Source organism: Odoribacter splanchnicus DSM 20712, assembly GCF_000190535.1.
GTDB classification, from domain to species: Bacteria; Bacteroidota; Bacteroidia; order Bacteroidales; family Marinifilaceae; genus Odoribacter; species Odoribacter splanchnicus.
In genome coordinates, this window is the sequence record NC_015160.1 from 2367193 (window position 1) to 2387906 (window position 20714).

The window sequence follows — 20714 nt, forward strand, 5'->3', positions numbered from 1 at the left end:
ATGTCTGAAAAACGCAACATTAACTTAACTATTGCCGATATACCTCTGAATTTGAATATTTCAGCAGCAGATGAAGAGATCATCCGGAAAGCGGCAAAGGAAATTAATGAACGTGTTTTAAAATATAAAACCGGAAATACAGAACCGGAGCCTTTTTATTTTTTAGCTTATGTTTCGCTGTTGCATACGATAAAAATGCTGCAACAAGAACAGAAGTTTAATGAAATAGAACAAATTAATTTGAAACTTGATGAATTCATCAAAGAGTAAGTATTTTTAGAGTTCTTTGAACATAGATATTCCCGCATTATTTCGACTTTAAGCGAAAAACTCAACACTCAAACAATTAGAGCAGACGCTTATATTTGCACAAGACAGGCCTCGACTCTTCGGAGTTCCTTCGGGACAGTGGAAGTCTGAATCAAATGGCAGCTCTACCCGTGTCATACAGGGGTTTTATTAAAAAGAAATAGTGCGGGATTTTTTTGTGCATTTACAAAAAGAGAAAACAGTGTAACATTAAACTATATTATAAATTTAATTAATAACAGAAATATGACAATGACAACAATAATCGCAAGCGTGATAGCTTTGTTCGTCGGTATAGCGATCGGCTGGTTTATTATGAGATTAGCCATGAAATACCGGGCACAAAATATCATCAAAGAAGCTGAAGCTGAAGCAGAAGTGATCAAAAAGGATAAAATTCTTCAGGCTAAAGAAAAATTCTTACAGATCAAAGCCGAACATGAAAAACAGGCTGCTGCCAGAAATAATAAGCTGTTGATGGCCGAAAACAAGTTAAAACAACAGGAAACCGATATTTCGCGCAAACTGGAAGAAATACAACGCAAAGGGAAAGAACTCCAAAGCCAGCAAAGCAACATAGAAGTACAAAAAGAATTGATCGAAAAGAAAACGGCAGAATTGGACAAGATCAAAAAACAGCAAATCGAACAACTTGAAGCCATTTCAGGTATGTCCGGTGAGCAGGCAAAAGAAAAACTGATCAACTCTCTGAAAGAAGAAGCAGAGGCAGAAGCCATCTCTTATGTCAACGAGATCATGGAGGAAGCTAAAATGACTGCCAATATGGAAGCTAAAAAGGTCGTGATAAAGACGATTCAGCGTGTAGCGACCGAAACAGCGACCGAAAATGCAGTCTCTATTTTCCACATCGATTCGGACGAAATCAAAGGCCGGATTATCGGACGCGAAGGTCGTAATATCCGCGCACTCGAAGCTGCAACAGGAGTTGAAATCATCGTCGACGATACTCCTGAAGCGATCGTACTCTCGGGTTTCGATCCGGTAAGAAGGGAAATTGCACGTCTGTCTTTACACCAGCTGGTAACAGACGGACGTATCCATCCTGCCCGCATCGAAGAGGTAGTGAATAAAGTGAAAAAACAAATCGAAGAAGAAATTATCGAAACCGGTAAGCGCACCACAATCGACTTAGGAGTCCACGGTTTACATCCCGAATTGATCCGTCTGATCGGTAAAATGAAATATCGTTCTTCTTATGGTCAGAACCTATTGCAACATGCCCGTGAAACAGCTAATCTTTGTGCGATCATGGCAGCCGAACTGGGTCTGAATGTGAAGAAAGCCAAACGTGCCGGATTACTCCATGATATCGGTAAAGTGCCCGACGACGAGCCGGAATTACCACACGCTATTCTGGGTATGCAATTAGCTGAAAAATATAAAGAAAAACCGGATATCTGTAATGCTATCGGAGCCCACCACGAAGAAATCGAAATGACGACACTGATCGCACCTATCGTACAGGCTTGTGATGCGATCTCAGGAGCTCGTCCGGGTGCACGTCGGGAAGTCGTCGAATCTTATATCAAACGCTTGAAAGATATGGAAGATCTGGCACTCTCGTACAATGGAGTTGTGAAGACCTATGCCATCCAAGCCGGACGGGAATTGAGAGTCGTTGTTGGGAGTGAAAAAATCTCGGATGCAGAAGCAGAAAAAATTTCATTCGATATCGCAAAACGAATCCAGGATGAAATGACTTACCCCGGACAGGTTAAAGTAACCGTCATCCGCGAAACCCGGGCAATCAACTATGCCAAATAGTTTAAGATTCATCTTTATAAAAAACAGCAGGCCCTACCCGGTCTGCTGTTTTTTATTCCGTACTCCGGGGACGGACCTTTCGTCCCATTTTACTCCTTTTCTCGCTCAAAACATGCTAAGTCGATATTGTAGTTGGAGAGTAGCAATGAAGCAAACGGACAAAGCGGTACCGTTTTCAGAACTTAAATCTCAGTGAGAGTAGAATCCATTTTCTATTTCGTTTTTTGTGTCATCAGACCGGTTCACCCGGAATCGGAATAGAAAGAAAAAATAAACCTGGAATTAAATTAGTTTAGAAAGTTCATAAGGTTTAAAACTTATTCTATTCTAAACAAAAACGATGAGCATTCAGTTTTAACGTTGCTATCGCTACACGGCTACACCTTTTTACCGTAAAAGAAGGATTAGGCTGTCGCCCTTCCATTATTGCCAATCCCAGATCCGCTTAGTCGTCCCGGGGATTTTTTCATAATTGTATTTGTAGATCATTTTCTTGTCGGCATATTTCCCAAAAGTAACTACTTCCCCATTAATCCAACTTTTGAAATCCGGATAAGCTTCGAACAAAGAAATTTTTTCTTCGGCATAAGCAAACGTACCGTGACTGCCGTTCAGCCCATAAACGACCAGACCATAAGGCATCCCTTCCTCATTCAATAAATCATAGTCACTGTATTCAGCATCGGCATTTATTGCAAAATACCGATTATCATCTACTTCAATAAACCAGGCGATACTAGCATATTCATCTTTCCCTTTTTCCAATTCATGGTCGAGACGGCGTTCCAGGCTATAACAGACCGGTTGCAGATCGCTTTGTGTATTGATAAATCCTTTTTCACTACCGAACAAGTCTTTACGCACATCTTCCGAAATGATATGTTCGCTTTTATCATTACCGATCACACATCCCAGTTTGATCACCTTTTGGCTCCCTAAAGCAATCGGTTGAATATCGATCTGCAATTTATTCCAGGAATGCAAATTCCGAACATGGATAATCAAATCATTGTAATCATAATCACCGGAACGGGTATCTTCGAACATAATCGCCTGCCAGGATTTATTATAAGCAATCTTAGCATCTGTATCGTTCAATACCTCATATTCGATCGAGATTTCATCACCGGTACTTCCCTTCGTCGATACTTTCATCCCTTTCGGGATTTGTATGGTCATCGGCTGAGTGACAATAGCGACAGTATCTTGCCCATACATCACATAGGTGGCACACCCCTCCTGAACCGGTACTTCAAAAGGCTCTGAAGTAACACAATTAGCAATCCGTTGTCCGCCATTATATAAACTTCCCGGACGCGTACACGAGCTGATCAAAGCAATCCCCACCAATCCGAATAAAATTTTACTCATTGTTTTCGATTTTAGGTCATTTATCTCCCCCAAAGATAGAACGATTAAATCAAGATACACTTATAAAAAAAACGGATTGTTTTATACAAAACACCAATCACACTCTTTCTAAAACCCGGACTATATCTGCAGAAGAAGGATTTTGGAATACTTTTAGACCAAAATAAGGAACTACCGCAAAAATATGATCGAAAACATCGGCCTGGATTTTCTCATAAGGCACCCAATCTTTCTCTCTGGAGAAGAAATACACCTCCAAAGGGATTCCTTTTTCGGTCGGTTGTAATTGCCGGACCATATACGTCAAATCAGAATTTACGACAGGTAAATTTTTCAGGTATAATTCGAGATAAGCCCGGAAAACGCCCAGGTTTGTCTGGTGTACTCCATTGACCGGCACAGAATCGTCGATCCCCTGCTGCTGATTGTATTGTTGTACTTTCTGCTCGGTTTGCTCGATATATTCCTTTAAAATAACGATCTTTTTATATCTTTCCAGCATTTCCGGGGTACAGAAACAGACACTATTCACATCCAAATTGACAGAACGTTTCACGCGACGTCCACCGGACTCCCGCATGCCCCTCCAGTTTTGAAACGAATCACTCACCAATGCATAAGGCGGGATCGTAATAATCGTATTGTCGAAATTACGGACTTTCACTGTATTCAGAGTCACTTCGATCACCGTACCGTCGGCATTGTATTTAGGCATCGTAATCCAATCCCCCGGGCGCAACATATCATTGGCCGAAAGTTGCACTCCGGAAACAAGGCCCATGATACTATCCTTGAAAACCAACATTAAAATAGCAGCCGAAGCTCCCAAACCAGCCAAAAGATGGATAGGAGATTTCTCGATCAATACAGCAATAATGCAAATCGAACCGACAAAAAACAAAGCGACCTGAATAATCTGGTAGACACCTTTCAGAGGCCGGTCACGAAATACTTCTTTCTGTGTGGCCAACTGGAATATGACTCCCAGAAAAATGTTGATAAACCGCAAAGCAGCCGCTATAATATACACCATACACAGCTTTCGGATAAACGCCAGGGCATCCGATCCGTCGGGGAAAGCGATCGGCAAAAGTATATATACTACCACAGGCGGCAGGATGTGGCAGAAATTATTCATGACCCGATCGTTAAACAACAGATCGTCCCAGGTCACCTTTGTCTTTTGGGTAACCTTACGCACCAACCGTACAATCCCTTTCCTGCAAATCCAATCTGTCAGAAAAGCCAATACGGCTATCAATACAAGAACAATCAGGCGATTCAGATTAGTCATATAACTGAGATCGAGACCTAAAGACTCCAAAAAATAATACACCCACCGCGTAAATGTTTCCATCGTCTATTCTCCTTTTTTTCTAACTAAATAATAATAACACAGAGGTACCCAATACAGACTGACCAGAGTACCGATCGTCATCCCGCTGATCATAGCTACCGCCAGCGGCCGCTGCAATTGGGAACCGATATCGTCACCCCATAAAAAAGGGATCAAAGCAAAAATAGTAGTCAAACTCGTCATCAGAATCGGCTTCAACCGCCTCACCCCACCTTCGTGAATGGCTTCCAGCAAAGGAAATCCCTGTTGTTGAAGCCGGATGATCGTATCGATCTTCAGAATCGAGTCGTTGATCACGATACCACTCATGACCACGATACCGATCATCGACATCAGATTCAGTGAGATCCCACAAATCCACAATGCCAGCAAAGTCATCGCCACATCGATCGGAATCTCGATCAATACGATCAAAGGTAATGTCAACGATTCGAATTGACTGGCTAAAATAAAGTAGAGCATCAGCAAGGCCACGATTACGATCATCAACATCTGCCAGAAAGTCTCATTCCCCTCGAAATAAGCCCCTCCGAAATGAGGATCCAGATTAGCTTTTACCGCTTCTGTCCTCACCGTCTTTATAATTTCTTGGATGCTATCTCCTGTATGGTAAACCTGAACAGGCACGACGACTCCTTCTTTTTTCCCGAAAATTTTCTTGTAATCGTATTCCATTGACAAATCGGTCAACGCAGCTACCGGAATATACTTCCTATCCGAATTAGACACATACACCTCGTTGAGAATATCCCGGATCGTATGTTCATTTTCAGTAATGACAATCGGAATATAAAGGTTCCCCGTATTCAATTTTCCGATACTGACCTTACTGATATTCTTTTCCAACGTATTCAGCAACACATTCTGATTCACTTTATACAACGCCAAACGTTCGGGCAAGATATGGACTACGATTCTTTCCTGTACGGCAGGCTTATTCAATTTCAGTCCGGGCATTTCCTCATTCAAATGGTCGATGAATGCATTAATTTTCGATAGTTCCTCTATCTTGCGGGCAGATTCTCCCGAGAGGTAAATGATCAAAGGAGCATCTTCTCCCTTAAACAACTGTTCGAACAGATTTTCCACCTTCGCCGGTTCTACCCGGGCTTCCGGATAGTTTTTCTTAATATAAGCGGTTATATCCCCGACCAAAACTTTCAGGCTTTCATTATCGGTAGTTTTTATATAAAACTCCGCCTCATTGATATTACCGTTATCCTCGGGATTCAGGAAAAACTGTTTTTCACCGATATGACAGGATATTTCAGTACAACGTCCCTTAAACTGCCGGATAATATCCTGCACCCGGTTATAATTTTCATCGACATGAATACTATTGTTCCAGTCTGTCCGGATCAACATTTCATTGATTTCTACCGGAGGCATCCGTTCCACTTTAGTGAAAAAAGCCGTAGCAGCACCCAACAATACCAGCACAGCCACGATCAGCATGGTCTTATGGCGGTGATAGAACACAAAGTGATAGACAATCGTATAGTACTTATCCAGATGCTTAAAACTGATCCGTTTGACGAAATTACTGATTTTTCCGTCTTCATGTGCTCTTTTAAAGAGAAGAAAAAAAATGACAGGGACAATCGTCAGCGAAACGATCAGCGAGACAAAAAGCCCGACACCTACAGCTACCGCCTGGTCATAGAACAAAGCCCCGGCAACTCCTCCCAGAAATATCAACGGCACAAATACCGCACAAGTCGTCAACACCGAAGACAACAGGGGACGGAAAATCTCGGCCGTACCGTCCGCACAAGCCACAAACAGCGAATCTCCCCGTTCCCTTCGCTGGTTGATATTATCGATGACGATAATCGAATTATCGATCATCATCCCCACCCCCATGATCAAACCGGACAGAGAAATGGTATTGATAGACAAACCGATCAACTGGAAAAACAGTACACTGATAACCACAGAAACCGGTATACTGATCCCGATAATCATCGGTGAACGGGCATCCCGCAAGAAAAACAGCATAATAAACACAGCCAGGATAATCCCCCATACTAAACTCTGCTGCAAATTCGTAATCGAGTAATTCAGTAAGGCAGCCTGATCCCGCGATACGGAAAATTCGATATCCGGATATTCTGTTTCAAAATTTTCCAGCATTTCACTGACTTTCTCTTTCATCTCCGACATCCGGGCACTCGATTGTTTGATCACCGCCATACACAGGGATTGTTTTTCGCCATTCACGAACATCCCTCTCTTATCTCTCGGCCGTATGCCCACTTCGGCAATATCTTTCACCTGCATCAGACGCCCTTCGATATTCAGGTATACCTCCCGGACATCTTCGACCGACATCAGCTGACTGGTAAATTTTATATTATATTGGTAGTAACCGTCCCGGATCGACAAGCTTCCCGACACCCGGTTATTTTGATCGATAGCTTCTTTCAATTGGTCTTGGGTAATATTCAGACTCTTCATTTTGGCTTCATCGGGCAAGATATACATTTCGGGCTGATACATCCCGCTAATATCCACCATCGCGACATCCGGCAATTGCTCCAACCGCTTTTTCAAAACGGCATCGGCAAATTCGCAAAATTCCAGGAATTTGATATCCGATTCCAATTTTTTTAAATTCAACTGAATATAAAATACAGGAATATCCGAAGTCGAAGCTTTAATAATCGTAGGCCGTTGCATCTCTTTAGGGAAGCTGTTCATCGCAGCATCCACTTTCTGATTGACCTCGATAAAAGCATAATCGATCGAAGTGCCGTATTCGAACTTCATGGTTATCGTTCCGCTCCCTTCCCTGGATTCGGAAGTAATGTCCGATAATGACGGAATCTGTTGCAGCTGCCCTCTCAGTAAGTTGGTGATACTGTTTTCCATTTCATTGACCGAGGCATTATCCTGAGTATAATGTATACTGATCTCGGGAATATCTACATCCGGCATCAATGAAACCGGTAGCTGAAACATAGCCACTGCCCCCAATACCAAAAAGGCAATGGTGCTCATGATTACCGCGACGGGACGTTTGAGTAAAAAACCAATCATTTTCTTAATATTTAATGACCAAAAAGGAAAACATCAATGCTTTATGAATCCCCGTATCTTATTCAATTCAATATGACTTAACCATTTTCTTCCCCCTTCCTTCATCCCACTGTTTTTCCGTCTGCATCCCGCTTTATCTTCCTTACGCATAAAAAACAAAGGCAGATAAATCATCAACACCAATACAGAAAAAATAAGGCCACTCATCGTCCCGATCGCCAGGCTGATCCAAAAATCGGCCACGTTACTTCCGATCAGGAAAGGGATAAATCCCAAAATTGTGGAAATAACCGTCAGCAGAATCGGAATAATTTTCGCATTCCAGGCACTCAAATAAGTTTGTAACCCTCTCGCTTTTCCCGCAATGATCTTATTATTATAATCGTTCTGAATATACAACACCGCATTCACCGATAATCCGCACATCAGGATAAAGGCCGCCAATCCCCCTTCGTTAAATACCAGCCCGAAACAGTAAAAACCCAAAAAACAGCCGATAAACGACAAAGGCACGATCAGCATTACGATCATCGCTTGCTTCAAGGATTCGAGCAAGATGGCACAGATAAAATAAATTATACCGAATACCAATAAGATATACAGAATACGCCGATCGAACCCATTGCTCATCTTCCAGTATCCTCCCCAATAATCCCGGCCTTCCTTCACCCGGAAACCGATCGGCATACTCTGGTTCATTTCCTTCATCACTCTCTCTTTCACCTTATTCGACAACATATAATCCCCGATAAAATCATATTGTACCGATACATCGTATTCCTGATTCGTTTTCGTGATCTTATCGAACGTATCCTCATATTGGATTGTGCCGACGTCACTCAAACGGAAAGTGGCTTTATCGCCCTGTACCGGATAATTCTGCATCTCCCAGATACTGGTCTCCACCGTATTTTTGGGCCGGATAACAATAGAAGTCTGTTCGTTATCGATATAAGCCGTAGTATACTCATCCCGGGCATAAGACAAACTCCTCAATCTCCACATAATATCATTGACATTCGAATTATTACGGGCCAGTTTAGCTTTATCGACTTTCACCACAAACTCCCTCATTTTCTCGGGATTCCGGGCATTTCCGATATATAATTTCTTCACCCGGCGGTTTTCAGATAGCTTGTTCTTCAAGACTTCGGCATACTTCATCACTTGCCGGTAATTATATCCCACCACCTTCAGCCCTTCACTGCGGTAACCGTCTCCCAGGCTATTGGAAAAACTCCTTCCGACTCCGGAAATCTGTGAATCGGCATTCCCGATCGAATTACAATAACGCACCAACTCATTCTTCAGCCTCTCGGGGAAACCGGTCATCTCGGCTTCTTCTTTAAAGGTGATTTTCATTCTTCCCTCGTTAGCAGAACTGATACTCGTCGTAAAAAGGTCGACTTCTTGAAATCCGGAGACAAAATTTTCCACTTTCATAAATGCCTCGTTCATTTGTTCCAGCGTCGCTCCATGCGGCATTGTCATCACTACACTCAGGGAGGTCCGGATACGGTCGTTATTGTCATTTTGCCTCCACTCCCCTTTTCCTCCTTCCACGAACAAGCGCAGGCTTCCTCCCAACAGCTTATCCATCCAGGGTCTGATCGTCAGAAACCATTCGCTGCTAAAGATTCGGTTATAGGTCTCGGCATACGACTTATCGCGGTCCACTGAAGAAGGAATCATAAATACAGGTAATCCGAATCCGAGAATAGCCAAAATCACCCATGCTTTCCTGAATCTCCAGGTGAACCCGATAAACCGCTTGTATTTCCAGGTAAATTTTACAACTTTTCTCTTGCGGGCAACACGCACTCTGGCTTCTTTTTTCCGCAACGGTATTTTTTCCATCAAAGCCGGTACAAAGAAAAGAGCTACAAACAACGATACGGACAAATTGACAATGATAACCGTAGTAAAATCCCACATATTCCGCATGATCTCATTGTCCATGTTGAAAATGACGGTCAAAGCCCCCATCGTCGTCAGCGTCGCAGCCAGAATAGCCATAAATACTTTCCGGTCACGATGATGTCTGTAATGATCGGCCATAACGATCACATTATCGATGATGATACCGAACGACACAGTTATCCCTGCCAGAGTATAAATATGGATTTCTACTTTCAGGAAATAATAGAAAACAAAAGCAATCAGCACATTAGCAGCTAAAGAAACGGCGATAATCAACAAATAGCGGAAATCCCGGCTCACCAGAAACACAAAAATCAGCAGAATCAAAATCGTCAATAAGGTCCGGAAAAGCGTCTGGTTCAATTCATCTTCCAGTTCCTTACTGGCATCATAAGCCATCTGCAAAGAATATTTTCCGCCGAAATCCTTTTCCAACAAATCCATCTTATCCCTGACTTTGGCCGAAAGGTCGATCACATTAGCATTCTTTTCTGCAAAAATATTGATATTCAACTGATTCAGACCATTGATCCGGTAATAGGAGGAAGGAGACTTCTCCCGATAATCCAGGGTTGCGATATCTTTCAATAAAACAATCCGATCCCCCAGTGTCTTGATCGGCATATTCAGCATATCGATCTCATGACTCAGCGGATTACCCCGGAAAATAATATAAGCATATTCTTTGGCAGGAACGGTATCGATCAATACTTTTCCCCCATCCCGGCGCATATAATAATTGTTCAAAGCCGAGCGGATATCGGAAGCACTGATACCGATATTTTCAAGCACTTGCTGATCGTAAATCAGTACCCATTCCATGGGAACAGCCCCGGTTACCGTCACACTTTCTATCCCCGGCATGGTAGAGACGATGTTCGAGATATTGTCTTCCGCAAAACGGGAGACATCCTGAGTAGTACCAGGCCCTGAAATACCGTAAGTCAATAAAAGCTGCCGTTCTTTTTTAGCTTCTTTACCGGAACTGTATTCTCCTCCACGTACTTCCGACACCTGTACTCCTTCCGGGAATCCGCTTTTCACCGAACGGACGACAGACCCCAGATACAGTTTAATGGCATCGATATTTTCTTCTTTATCGATAGAAAGCCTGATTGTTCCCCAGCCATTCCCGGTCTCCGAAACAATTTCCCGTAACCCTCTCGTCCGCGCCAAAGCCCCTTCCAATTTGGTCGTCACCTCCATTTCCAGTAATTCGGGGCCGGCATTATCCCAAGAGAAAGATACCGACAAATCGTTCGAACGGGAAGAAGGGAGCAACTGCAAAGACAACACAGGAATCAGACTGATCCCTAAAAGCATCAGTACGACAAAAATAGTATTGACAGAAAAAGCAGATAATTTCACCTTCCAAGTGTTTTCAGGAACTACTACTCCTTTTTATTTATCAGCGTCACCTCACACTCGTGCGACAACCCCAGATTATTCTCGTAAATAGCCTCTTCCCCCTCTTTTAATCCCGATTCGATACACACTTCCCGGCTATTTTCAAATCCTGTTTCGACATATTTCCATATAGCCCGGCCGTTCTCGTAGACAAACACGACTTTTCTCCCTTGCCGCGGCAACACCGCTGTTTTCGGGACGATCAATTTATCGGCGATTTGCCGTTTAGCCAATATACTGACATTCATTCCATCCACCAACACTGCTTCGGGATTATCGGTTGTAGCCCTGACTTTCACCATACCGTTTTCATCGATTTTCGGATTCACTTCAGTCACCGTGCCTTTCAGGGTAACTTTATCGTTTGCATAAGGCGTAATCTCTACTTCCATCCCTGCCTTCAAATGGGCGATCTCGGTTTCCAGTACGTTAAACACAATCTCCATGGTAGCATCGTCGATTACCGAACAAACCTCTTTATAGGCAGAGGACTGGTTGTATTCCTTCACCTCCAGATCGGCGATCACGCCGTCAAAAGGAGCATACACCGTGATGTTCGAATAATCGTACACCGCTTTTTCATATTCTTTAGCCGCAGAGGTATAACCGATCTGTAATTTGATATTTTCCAGCCGGGTTTTAGAGATTACACGTTCGTCCAGCGTATCTTCCAATGAATTTATCCCCTCATTCATCAGCCGTCCCCTCAATTCCAGCTTCGCTTTTTCCCAGCTCAGGCGGGCGGCTTCCAACTGCTGACCGGCTTTCAGTTCGTCCACGCTCACGATGGGATCTCCTTTTTTCACCCTTTCTCCATTTTTCACATGTACTTTCCTGACCACATCATTCGTGATAAAAGCCAAAACCGCTTTCCGACGGGCATTAACTTTGCCATTACTGACCAATTCCATTTCAAAGGGAGCCAGCCGGACTTTTGCTGCTTTCACCTCGATTTTGTCCTGTTTCTGGCTGATCCGGGCCAAATCTTTTTCTTCTTTTTTCTCCTCCTTCTTATTTCCACAACCACCGACAAGCCCCAAGGCGAGCATTAATGCAAAAAAAGCGATTTTATTCATATCTTTTCTTTAAAATATTGCGAAAGTATAATTAGTTGTAAATATATTAAAACCTTACAATCTCCCTTCACTTTTCCCCTTCTTTTTCAATCCGAACGGTACTTTTTAACAAATTCTCTCTTTTTCCTATGGTTTCAGTCTTTCTTCCAATTCTGCTTTCATTTCTTTTACGGCATCCGACATCACTTTGGGTTCTTTCTGAATCACCTGCCGGGCCATATCACGGCCTTTCTCCGGTTGTCCGCTTTCGAAATACATTTTCGCCAATAAATAGAGGGGATATAAACGATGAGGCACCATATAGGAAGCCTGCTTAAAACAGGCTTCAGCCTGTCCGAAATGCTTCAAGGCTTCGGCGTCTTTCCCCATAATATTATAGAACATCGGATCGGCACTGAGCCGTGTACCTTCTGTCAGAATCCGAATCCCTTCCTCATATTGCCCGGTTTTCGACAAACACTGTCCATACTCGAAAAGAAATTTCGGCTGGTCTTTCAAAAAAGGATATAAATCCCGGTAATGATCTACCGTTTCCTCAAAAATATCCATGCTGAAATAACGTTGTTCCTCTCCCCAACGGATATAAGCCTGCTTCCATTCCTCCTTATGCTCCGTCAATCGCCAGATAATACCTGCCATCAAGAGAGAAGCTCCCATGACAAACCATGCACCCACAGTCCTTTTTCGTTCCTCCGCAGGCAGTTTCCGGTCATCCAGCGTACCGGCAAGCGCCATAAACAGAACGAATACAATCACCAAAGGAATCACACTCAACGGATAAGAAAAACAGGCGAACACCGAAAAGGCTGTCAGCCCTCCCAACACCGCTCCTTTCTCGGGACGGGAAGAATAGAGCAATTGCCGGACCGCCAACCCGACAGTCAATAAGAAAAGGATACTCCCGACAATCCCCAATTCCACCCCCAACTGCAAATATTCATTAAACCCGTATTCCGGCGAGCCGGCCACCCACTCTTCTTGTTCCGAGGCTTCCTCCGTGGTAAAATAAGCAGCCTGCGCTTTCCCGAATGCACCGCCAAAATAGCCCAATCCACATCCCCCCCAAGGATTTTCGGCTATCGCCCGACCAGCGATTTTCCACATTAAACGGCGTCCATCGGCCGAATCTTTTTTCATCAGATAAAGTCCACTGAACAACAGCAACAGACACACCACACCGATACCCGCTACCCACCAAGCCTTTTTTCCCAGTTTTCGTCCCAGCTCTTTCAGCTGTTTCCTGATCCGGTAATAAAATGCCGTTACCACCCCGCATCCGGCAACCGCCGCCAACCAGCTGCTCCGGCTCATTCCGGCCGGCAAAATAGACAAAATCAACAACAGTATCCCCCATACAAAGCCGGACTCCAACTTGTACCTCCACTCACCGACACTCTTTTGCCGACCGGGATACACCGATAAACAATAGAACAAAACGACCGGCAATACCATCACTAAAAATCCCGAATAAGGCCCCGGGTTAAAAAAAGATCCTGTCAGCCGGTAAAGCGAATGCCCCGAGGCGAACCAACCATACAATTGTCCGAACCCATAAATCGTCTCTACCAATCCCGCTCCCATGAGCGTCCACAACATCACCGTGACGGCATTCCGGCAAAGCGAAGAAAGCAGACGCAATAAAAAATAAAGGATCACAAACAAAATCCATAATTCTGTCCGATAACCGACCATCCCATCCCCATAAACCGAACGCAGCAGGACATATCCCCCCAACAACAATACCCCCGCATCCGGCAGGCGAAAACGAAATTTTTTCCGAACGCACCAAGCCACTGCAATACCACACAAAACTTCTATCCAAATCACCCGATAGAAACCGAAACGCACGGCCGTTACATGGCTTTCTGCCAGCTCACGATCACGATCGTACCAAAATACAAACAACAGTGCAGTCAACAAAAACACCACGATCCCTTTAGTTGTGGCAACCCACCGATTATCCGAAACCATCCGATTCTTTTAAAAATTAATATAGTGATCCCATATTCTGTTTCATCAAATAATCATAACGAATCAGAAAATAAGACAAATTTAAAGATTTTTCCGATATAAGCCGTTTTAATACACCATATATATAAAAAAATCGGAAATTATAATAGAATTCGGAGATACCCGTTGGGGAAATATTCCACAAACCGGGGAATTATTACTCAGCTATCGCTTGTGTAATTAAAATGTAAATAATTGTTTCTCAGTTGTAAAATCTTGCAAAATCCGGTTGGCATGTGTTTTATTGGATGCTATAGTATATTCAAAAAATGGAAAATATGCACAATCTGAAAAAATTTAATATGAATAGAAAGTATAGAGTCCGGATACGATGCCTGACCTTTCTGGTAACTTTGTTCTGGCTGCCGCTTCATGCTCAGGAGGCCGGAAAAGAATTCCGGCCGGCCGGAGAACCGGTTTCTTATGCAGAAAAGGATAACCGGAAAAAATCTCCGGAACCGTTGGAAGACCAAAAGGATAAATTGAAAAAGCAGCGTATCATTACGGCCAAGGGACGAGTGACCGACGCTGCCGGAGAACCTTTGATCGGTGTAAATGTACTGATCAAAGAAAGCGGCACAGGGCAAGTGACCGATCTTAACGGCGAATTCAAATTACCGGATATCCGGTTCGGTTCCCCGTTACGCATCTCCTTTATCGGATACAAAACCCTCGAGGTCAATGCGCGGGAAAATATGCGCCTTACCTTGTATGAAGACCGGACAAAATTGGATGAAGTAGTTATAGTAGGATATGGTTCACAAAAAAAGGCAAATCTCTCCGGAGCTGTTTCCTCGGTTAGCATCGATGCCTTGGCCGAGCGGCCAGTCACCAATGCCGAGAATGCCCTGGCCGGATTGGCCTCAGGACTGACCGTAACCAATTCGGGGGGGAATACCCCGGGTTTCGAGACTTCTACGATCCGGATCCGGGGTGTCGGTACATTGAACAATGCCGATCCGCTCGTGGTGATCGATGGCGTAGCCGGTTGTGCTATCAGTGATATCAATCCCCAGGATATAAAAAACATTTCGATACTGAAAGATGCCGCTTCGTCGGCCATCTACGGTTCGCGGGCTGCCAACGGAGTGATCCTGATTACCACAAAAACCGGATACGAAGGCAGTGCCAAAATTACGTACAGCGGCAATTTCTCGTTTGAAAAGGTAGCTAAACGTTTGAATCTGGTCACCGACTATGCCGATTTTATGGAGATTCAGAATGCGGCTCTGAGTGCTAACGGGCAAGCCCCCCGTTTCTCCCAGACCTCCATCGACGCCTGGCGCAATGACAACGGAGCTAACCCCACCGTTTATCCCAATACCGACTGGCAGGATCATATTTACCGGAATCCGTCGGTGGTACAGAATCATAATCTTTCGGCTATCGGAGGAACGAAAACGGTACGTTATAACCTGTCTCTGGGCTATGTGAAAAATCCGGGTATCGTTTATAATACCGATTATGAGCGTTATCAATTGCGTTCGAATGTCGAAGTCGACATCAAACCCTGGATCACTGCCGGAATGAACATCTTCGGTTATATGGATTCCAATAATCCGAATGCCGAAAATGCTACCAACGGAGGAGACGTGATATTCGGTTCGGGAGCATTGAATACGGTTCCCGGCATGACGCTCTATGACCCTGAAACGGGTCTGTACGGAGGTGTGCAAAATCCGGAGGAAGAGAACGTCAGCAATTTTAATCCTTACCGGCGTATGTGGTTTTACAAAGAGGATTTTCCGATAAAAACCCGTCGTATTGTCCCCAAACTGTTTGCCCGTTTGTCACCGGTAGAAGGTTTGACCCTGAGTGCTTCGTTCACCTATAACTCCTGGGAACGGAATGAAGAATATCAATTATGCGACAAAAATCTATATCGCTTTACACTGGATGGACCTGTACTGCTGCGGGAAGGTACGGTCCGTACTTATATCAACCGGTATAATCGTCGGAATACGTTCCGGACTTCGGATGTGACGGCACGCTATGAATGGAATGTCAGCAAACTGAATGCTTCTGCACTGGTTGGTATCAGTCAGGAATACAATAAACGGGAAGACGAACGGTTCAGGAAATACGATCTGGCCGACGATGCTCTGACCAGTATCAACGGGGGGAGTACCAACGGTGAGATTGAAGGAAACTATACAGAATGGGCCATGCGTTCATATTTCGGCCGGATAAACCTGTCGTGGGACGATAAATATCTACTGGAAGTAAACCTGCGGGCAGACGGTTCCTCCCGTTTTGCCCCCGATAAGCGCTGGGGATGGTTTCCTTCCGTATCCGCCGGTTGGAGCATTTCGGAAGAACCCTTCCTGAAAAAAGCTGCCGGTTGGCTGGATATGCTGAAACTGCGGGTTTCTTACGGTACACTCGGCAACAACGCCACATCGACTTTCTATATGTATCAGCCCCTCTATGCTTCAGCCAATTACGTACTGGGCAATGCGGTGGCCAGTGGCCTGGCACAGACCACCCTCGCCAATCCCAATCTCACCTGGGAGACGACGCACATGACCAATATCGGTCTGGATTACGGGTTGTTTGCCCATCGTTTAAGTGGTTCTGTGGATGTATTCAACAGGCTGACGACAGATATCCTGATTTCATTGCCGGCACCGTTAGAGCACGGCACTTCTGCTGTCCCCAACCAAAATGCCGGCAAGGTACGCAACCGGGGTATCGATTTCGATATCAGCTGGTTCGATCATATCGGCAGTATGACCTATTCTCTTGGCTTCCACATGGGATATGTCCGCAATAAAGTGACCAAATTTCAGGGGGAAGTCCCTTCTATTAACGGCGTTTATAAATTGCAGGAAGGAAAACCCATCAATCAGTTATATGTCATGTCTGTGGACCGTATTGTCCGCGATCAGTCCGATCTGGACTATGTACAGTCTCTGGTCGATAAAAATCCGGACTATTTCGCCACTTATCAAAGACCGGAATTGGGCGACTTCCTGTATGCAGATGCGAATCATGACGGGAATCTGGATGCCAACGACCGGATCGAGATCGGTAACGGCAACTCCCCCTCATTTACTTTCGGCGGTAATATCGGTATTTCCTGGAAAGGATTCGATTTCAGTATGTTGCTCCAAGGGGTAGGAAAACACAAAGTCTATTATAACAACCAGGCATTCCGGTTTGTCACTGTCATGGGGCAATCCTTGAATAAAGATATTACCGACCATGCCTGGACACCTGAAAATCCTTACAATTCCAAATATCCCCGGCTCCGGAACAATGCCAACAGTAAAAACAACATTGCCAGCGATGCCTTGGTGTTTAACGCCTCTTATTTACGGTGTAAGAACATTCAGTTAGGATACACGCTTCCCAGCCATATTTCGGAGAAATTTTTTGTCGAAAATCTCAAAATATATACCAGTATCGACAACTTGTTTACCTTAACGGATTTCCCCGGTCTGGACCCGGAAATAGCCGCCGGCGTAGGTTATCCTCAGTTGAGGCAATATTCGGTTGGAATCAATGTCACATTTTAAAATTCAGCACTAATGAAAGGACACTATATTTTTTCCGCTCTTTTAGGTATAGGTTTATTACTCCAAGGGTGTGAAACGCTCGATTATACTCCTGCCGACCAATTGAACGACAAAACGTTCTGGCGGACAGAGCAACATGCCAATCAGGCGGCCGTCGCTCTGTATGCTGCCATGAAAGCCGGCTGGGCTTTCGGACGCGACTTTACTTTCGATATGATATCCGATATTGCGGACGGTACGTCTCCCCATGCCGGAATTGCCCGGGGTACCTCTTTTTCATCCGGTGACGCTTCTGTCCAGAACACCTGGCAATATCTCTACGAAGTAGTACACCGTTCGAATACGGTCATCCGGAATGTCTCCGCCATGGATATCGATGAAACAGTGAAAACACGTGTCATAGGCGAAGCCAAATTCCTGCGTGCCATGGCCTATTTCAGAATGCTCAATTGCTGGGGAGGAGTACCTTATTACGATGAGAGCTGTATCATCGAAGAGGAATTCGCCACCTTGTCCAACCCGCGCGAATCGGCAGAAACCATCCGCGGTCACATTCTCGACGACCTGACGGATGCCATCTCCAAACTTCCCGTAGCCTGGGAAACATCCGATTACGGGCGTGCCACGAAAGGGGCTGCCTACGCTTTGCGCGGGAAGGTATATCTTTACAACCGGGAGTGGAGCAAGGCCATTGCCGATTTTGAAGAAATCGTCTACAACAAAACGAATAATTACGGCTATGAACTGCATCCGGATTACAATGAACTGTTCCGCTTGTACAACGGCAAACGCAGCAAAGAGATGATTTTCTCCATCCAGTCTCTGGACGGTAACGTGGCAGGGCACGGGCTGGAATTGTGCAGTTTTCTGGGCAATAAATCCACTATGCGCCTCATTGCCAGCAATTGTATCGTACCTTCGACCCACCTGGTGGATATGTACGAGAACCTCGATGGCAGTCCGTTTAACTGGGACGATATCTTTCCGGGATTCAACGACGGTAGTCCGGAATTCCGGCGTGATGTCCTGAGTGTTGCGATAGATGACGGGAGTACAAAGATTACCGACTTATTGAATTGTGACACAACTAAAGTCCTCGACGCATACCGCAAGCGGGATCCCCGCCTGTGCCTGAATGTCATTACGCCTTATTCCCATTATCTGGGAACAGACGCCGGTTCGGTGCCGATGGATAAGCAGTTTGTGCTTCACAATCCCCAAAAAGGCGGTTCACCGATGGAAGCACAGGCCTTTATCCGGAATTCCGAAGGCTGGAATTCTTATTTCTGGCGTAAATTTATTCCCACCGGTAATCTTGACGGTTATTGGGGAGAATATACGCGGGTACCTTATGAATTTCCGTTGATCCGCCTGGGGGATGTACTGTTGATGCTGGCAGAGGCATATAACGAAGAGAACAGTTTAGACAAAGCCGTTACAGAACTCAACAAAGTACGCGACCGGGTGGGGATGCCGTCGTTGAACAATGGCAGCCCCTGGCTGGCTGTCAACAGCCAGGAAGAAATGCGGCAACGTATTCGTAACGAGCGGGCATATGAATTGCCGGCTGAGGGCCACCGTTATTGGGACCTGAGGCGTTGGGGTATCTATGGCCCGACAGTCAAAAATGCAACCGATATCTACGGCGATTTGATGTTTACACGTGAGTACCAGCCACGGCATGAGTTATGGCCTATCCCGCAGGTAGAACTGGAACGGAATCCTAATCTTCAGCACGATCAGAATCCCGGATGGTAAAATGAATGTAGGATTAAATGTTTGTATGAAAGGAGCCATCGTCTTTCATACAAACATTTAATCCGGCACACCGGCAGGAGAGAATAAATTACAGTTTAAAGCGATAGATTATCGATTCATCGTCGATATACCTGACTCCATAAATGAAGTGTTTATCGACACAAAAAGTGCTTATTGGAAAAGGTAATAAATATTTTTTTATTTTCTCACCTTTCCAATTAAAACAAAGAATTTCATTTGAAATAAATCCGGCTTTATTAGCTTTCGCATAACTTTCTGCAGAATAAGTAAAACAAATCATTTCATCAGAAACAGCCATCTTCATCAGGCCGGCTATACTTTCATTTATTCTGATTCCATAGCGTCCTGCTCTTTCACGAATAAGAGGGATGTGATTATATGGATTAAGAAATATACGATGGATATCTTTTCCTTCAATTTGATAAATCTCAAAAACATCGGATGCTAAGGTTAAAATAACAAATTTATTCTGAATATCATTTGAACTAATTTTTGTTTGGTATACACTCCCTCTATATATTCCTTCCACTCCTTCATAAGCAAAAGGATAATCGAAAAAACAACCGAGTATATTATTACTTGAATCAAGCAAACCAAAGTACCCTTCTTTAAACGATCCAACTGCAACTTTTACGTGATTGATTACATCCATATGCCTGGGCCTAAAATCCACCGTATATGGATAAGCTTCTTTCTCTATATGGTAAGGAATTTTATTCTCAATCACATCAGAAATCGAAACATAATTTATTTCTTTCTGCATAGCATCCAAAAAAACCAATTTTGACCCACAAACCGTAAATCCAGTTCCTATTTGAAGATATTCACCAGGACCTCGTCCTCTTTTTCCTAATCTTTTTATGATCTTCTTCCCATTGACATCAATAAATGAAAAATGATATGTGTCATTCATATGCTTAGTTATCAAGACATTGTCCAAAATCGCCATATCAGTTATTCTATTAAAAACGTCATTCTTATCAGAATAAACACTGTCGTAGTCAGTGATTTCCTCGACAATATCGAAAACATCGATATCTGAACGCTTGCATGCATCACAAATGATAAGAAATAGCAGGATTTTCAAAATATACTTCATGATCGATTTTATAATTCGGTTTATTCTCATATGCTACGAGATTT

At 44.1% G+C, this 20714-nt stretch carries 11 protein-coding genes; 4 read left to right on the plus strand and 7 right to left on the minus strand.

The window, feature by feature from the left end; translation table 11 throughout:
• Entirely contained in the window at window positions 1-270 is a 270-nt protein-coding gene (locus ODOSP_RS09915; RefSeq protein WP_013612183.1) for a cell division protein ZapA, read from the plus strand.
• Window positions 271-555: 285 nt separating this feature from the next.
• Window positions 556-2094 carry a ribonuclease Y gene (gene rny / locus ODOSP_RS09920; RefSeq protein ID WP_013612184.1) on the plus strand — a complete coding sequence of 513 codons (1539 nt, stop codon included), beginning with the start codon at window positions 556-558 and terminating at the stop codon, window positions 2092-2094.
• A 423-nt stretch (window positions 2095-2517) separates the two neighbouring features.
• Here the strand turns inward: rny and ODOSP_RS09925 are convergent, their stop codons facing one another.
• The 6 genes from ODOSP_RS09925 to ODOSP_RS09950 all read right to left on the minus strand — a co-directional run bounded on the left by ODOSP_RS09925 (window position 2518) and on the right by ODOSP_RS09950 (window position 14235).
• Window positions 2518-3465: a DUF4842 domain-containing protein gene (locus ODOSP_RS09925; protein WP_013612185.1), complete on the minus strand. Its 948-nt coding sequence runs from the start codon at window positions 3463-3465 to the stop codon at window positions 2518-2520.
• 97 nt (window positions 3466-3562) lie between these two features.
• Window positions 3563-4822: a mechanosensitive ion channel family protein gene (locus ODOSP_RS09930; protein ID WP_013612186.1), complete on the minus strand. Its 1260-nt coding sequence runs from the start codon at window positions 4820-4822 to the stop codon at window positions 3563-3565.
• Window positions 4823-4825: 3 nt separating this feature from the next.
• Window positions 4826-7861 carry an efflux RND transporter permease subunit gene (locus ODOSP_RS09935; protein WP_013612187.1) on the minus strand — a complete coding sequence of 1012 codons (3036 nt, stop codon included), beginning with the start codon at window positions 7859-7861 and terminating at the stop codon, window positions 4826-4828.
• Between the two features lie 33 nt (window positions 7862-7894).
• Entirely contained in the window at window positions 7895-11149 is a 3255-nt protein-coding gene (locus tag ODOSP_RS09940) for an efflux RND transporter permease subunit (RefSeq protein ID WP_013612188.1), read from the minus strand.
• Between the two features lie 23 nt (window positions 11150-11172).
• The gene (locus tag ODOSP_RS09945) at window positions 11173-12264 is read right to left on the minus strand and encodes an efflux RND transporter periplasmic adaptor subunit (protein ID WP_013612189.1); all 1092 of its coding nucleotides are present in this window, start codon (window positions 12262-12264) and stop codon (window positions 11173-11175) included.
• A gap of 126 nt (window positions 12265-12390) precedes the next feature.
• Window positions 12391-14235 carry an O-antigen ligase family protein gene (locus tag ODOSP_RS09950; protein ID WP_013612190.1) on the minus strand — a complete coding sequence of 615 codons (1845 nt, stop codon included), beginning with the start codon at window positions 14233-14235 and terminating at the stop codon, window positions 12391-12393.
• Between the two features lie 341 nt (window positions 14236-14576).
• Between ODOSP_RS09950 and ODOSP_RS09955 the strand changes: the two genes are divergently transcribed.
• Together ODOSP_RS09955 and ODOSP_RS09960 are read left to right on the plus strand one after the other, a co-directional pair.
• Window positions 14577-17792 (plus strand): SusC/RagA family TonB-linked outer membrane protein, encoded by a 3216-nt coding sequence (locus ODOSP_RS09955; protein WP_157741842.1) that lies wholly within the window; start codon window positions 14577-14579, stop codon window positions 17790-17792.
• Window positions 17793-17804: 12 nt separating this feature from the next.
• On the plus strand, window positions 17805-19550 hold the full coding sequence (locus ODOSP_RS09960; protein ID WP_013612192.1) for a RagB/SusD family nutrient uptake outer membrane protein: 1746 nt from the start codon (window positions 17805-17807) through the stop codon (window positions 19548-19550).
• A gap of 88 nt (window positions 19551-19638) precedes the next feature.
• Here the strand turns inward: ODOSP_RS09960 and ODOSP_RS09965 are convergent, their stop codons facing one another.
• On the minus strand, window positions 19639-20670 hold the full coding sequence (locus ODOSP_RS09965) for a BF3164 family lipoprotein (RefSeq protein ID WP_041557310.1): 1032 nt from the start codon (window positions 20668-20670) through the stop codon (window positions 19639-19641).
• Between the last annotated feature and the right edge of the window lie 44 nt (window positions 20671-20714).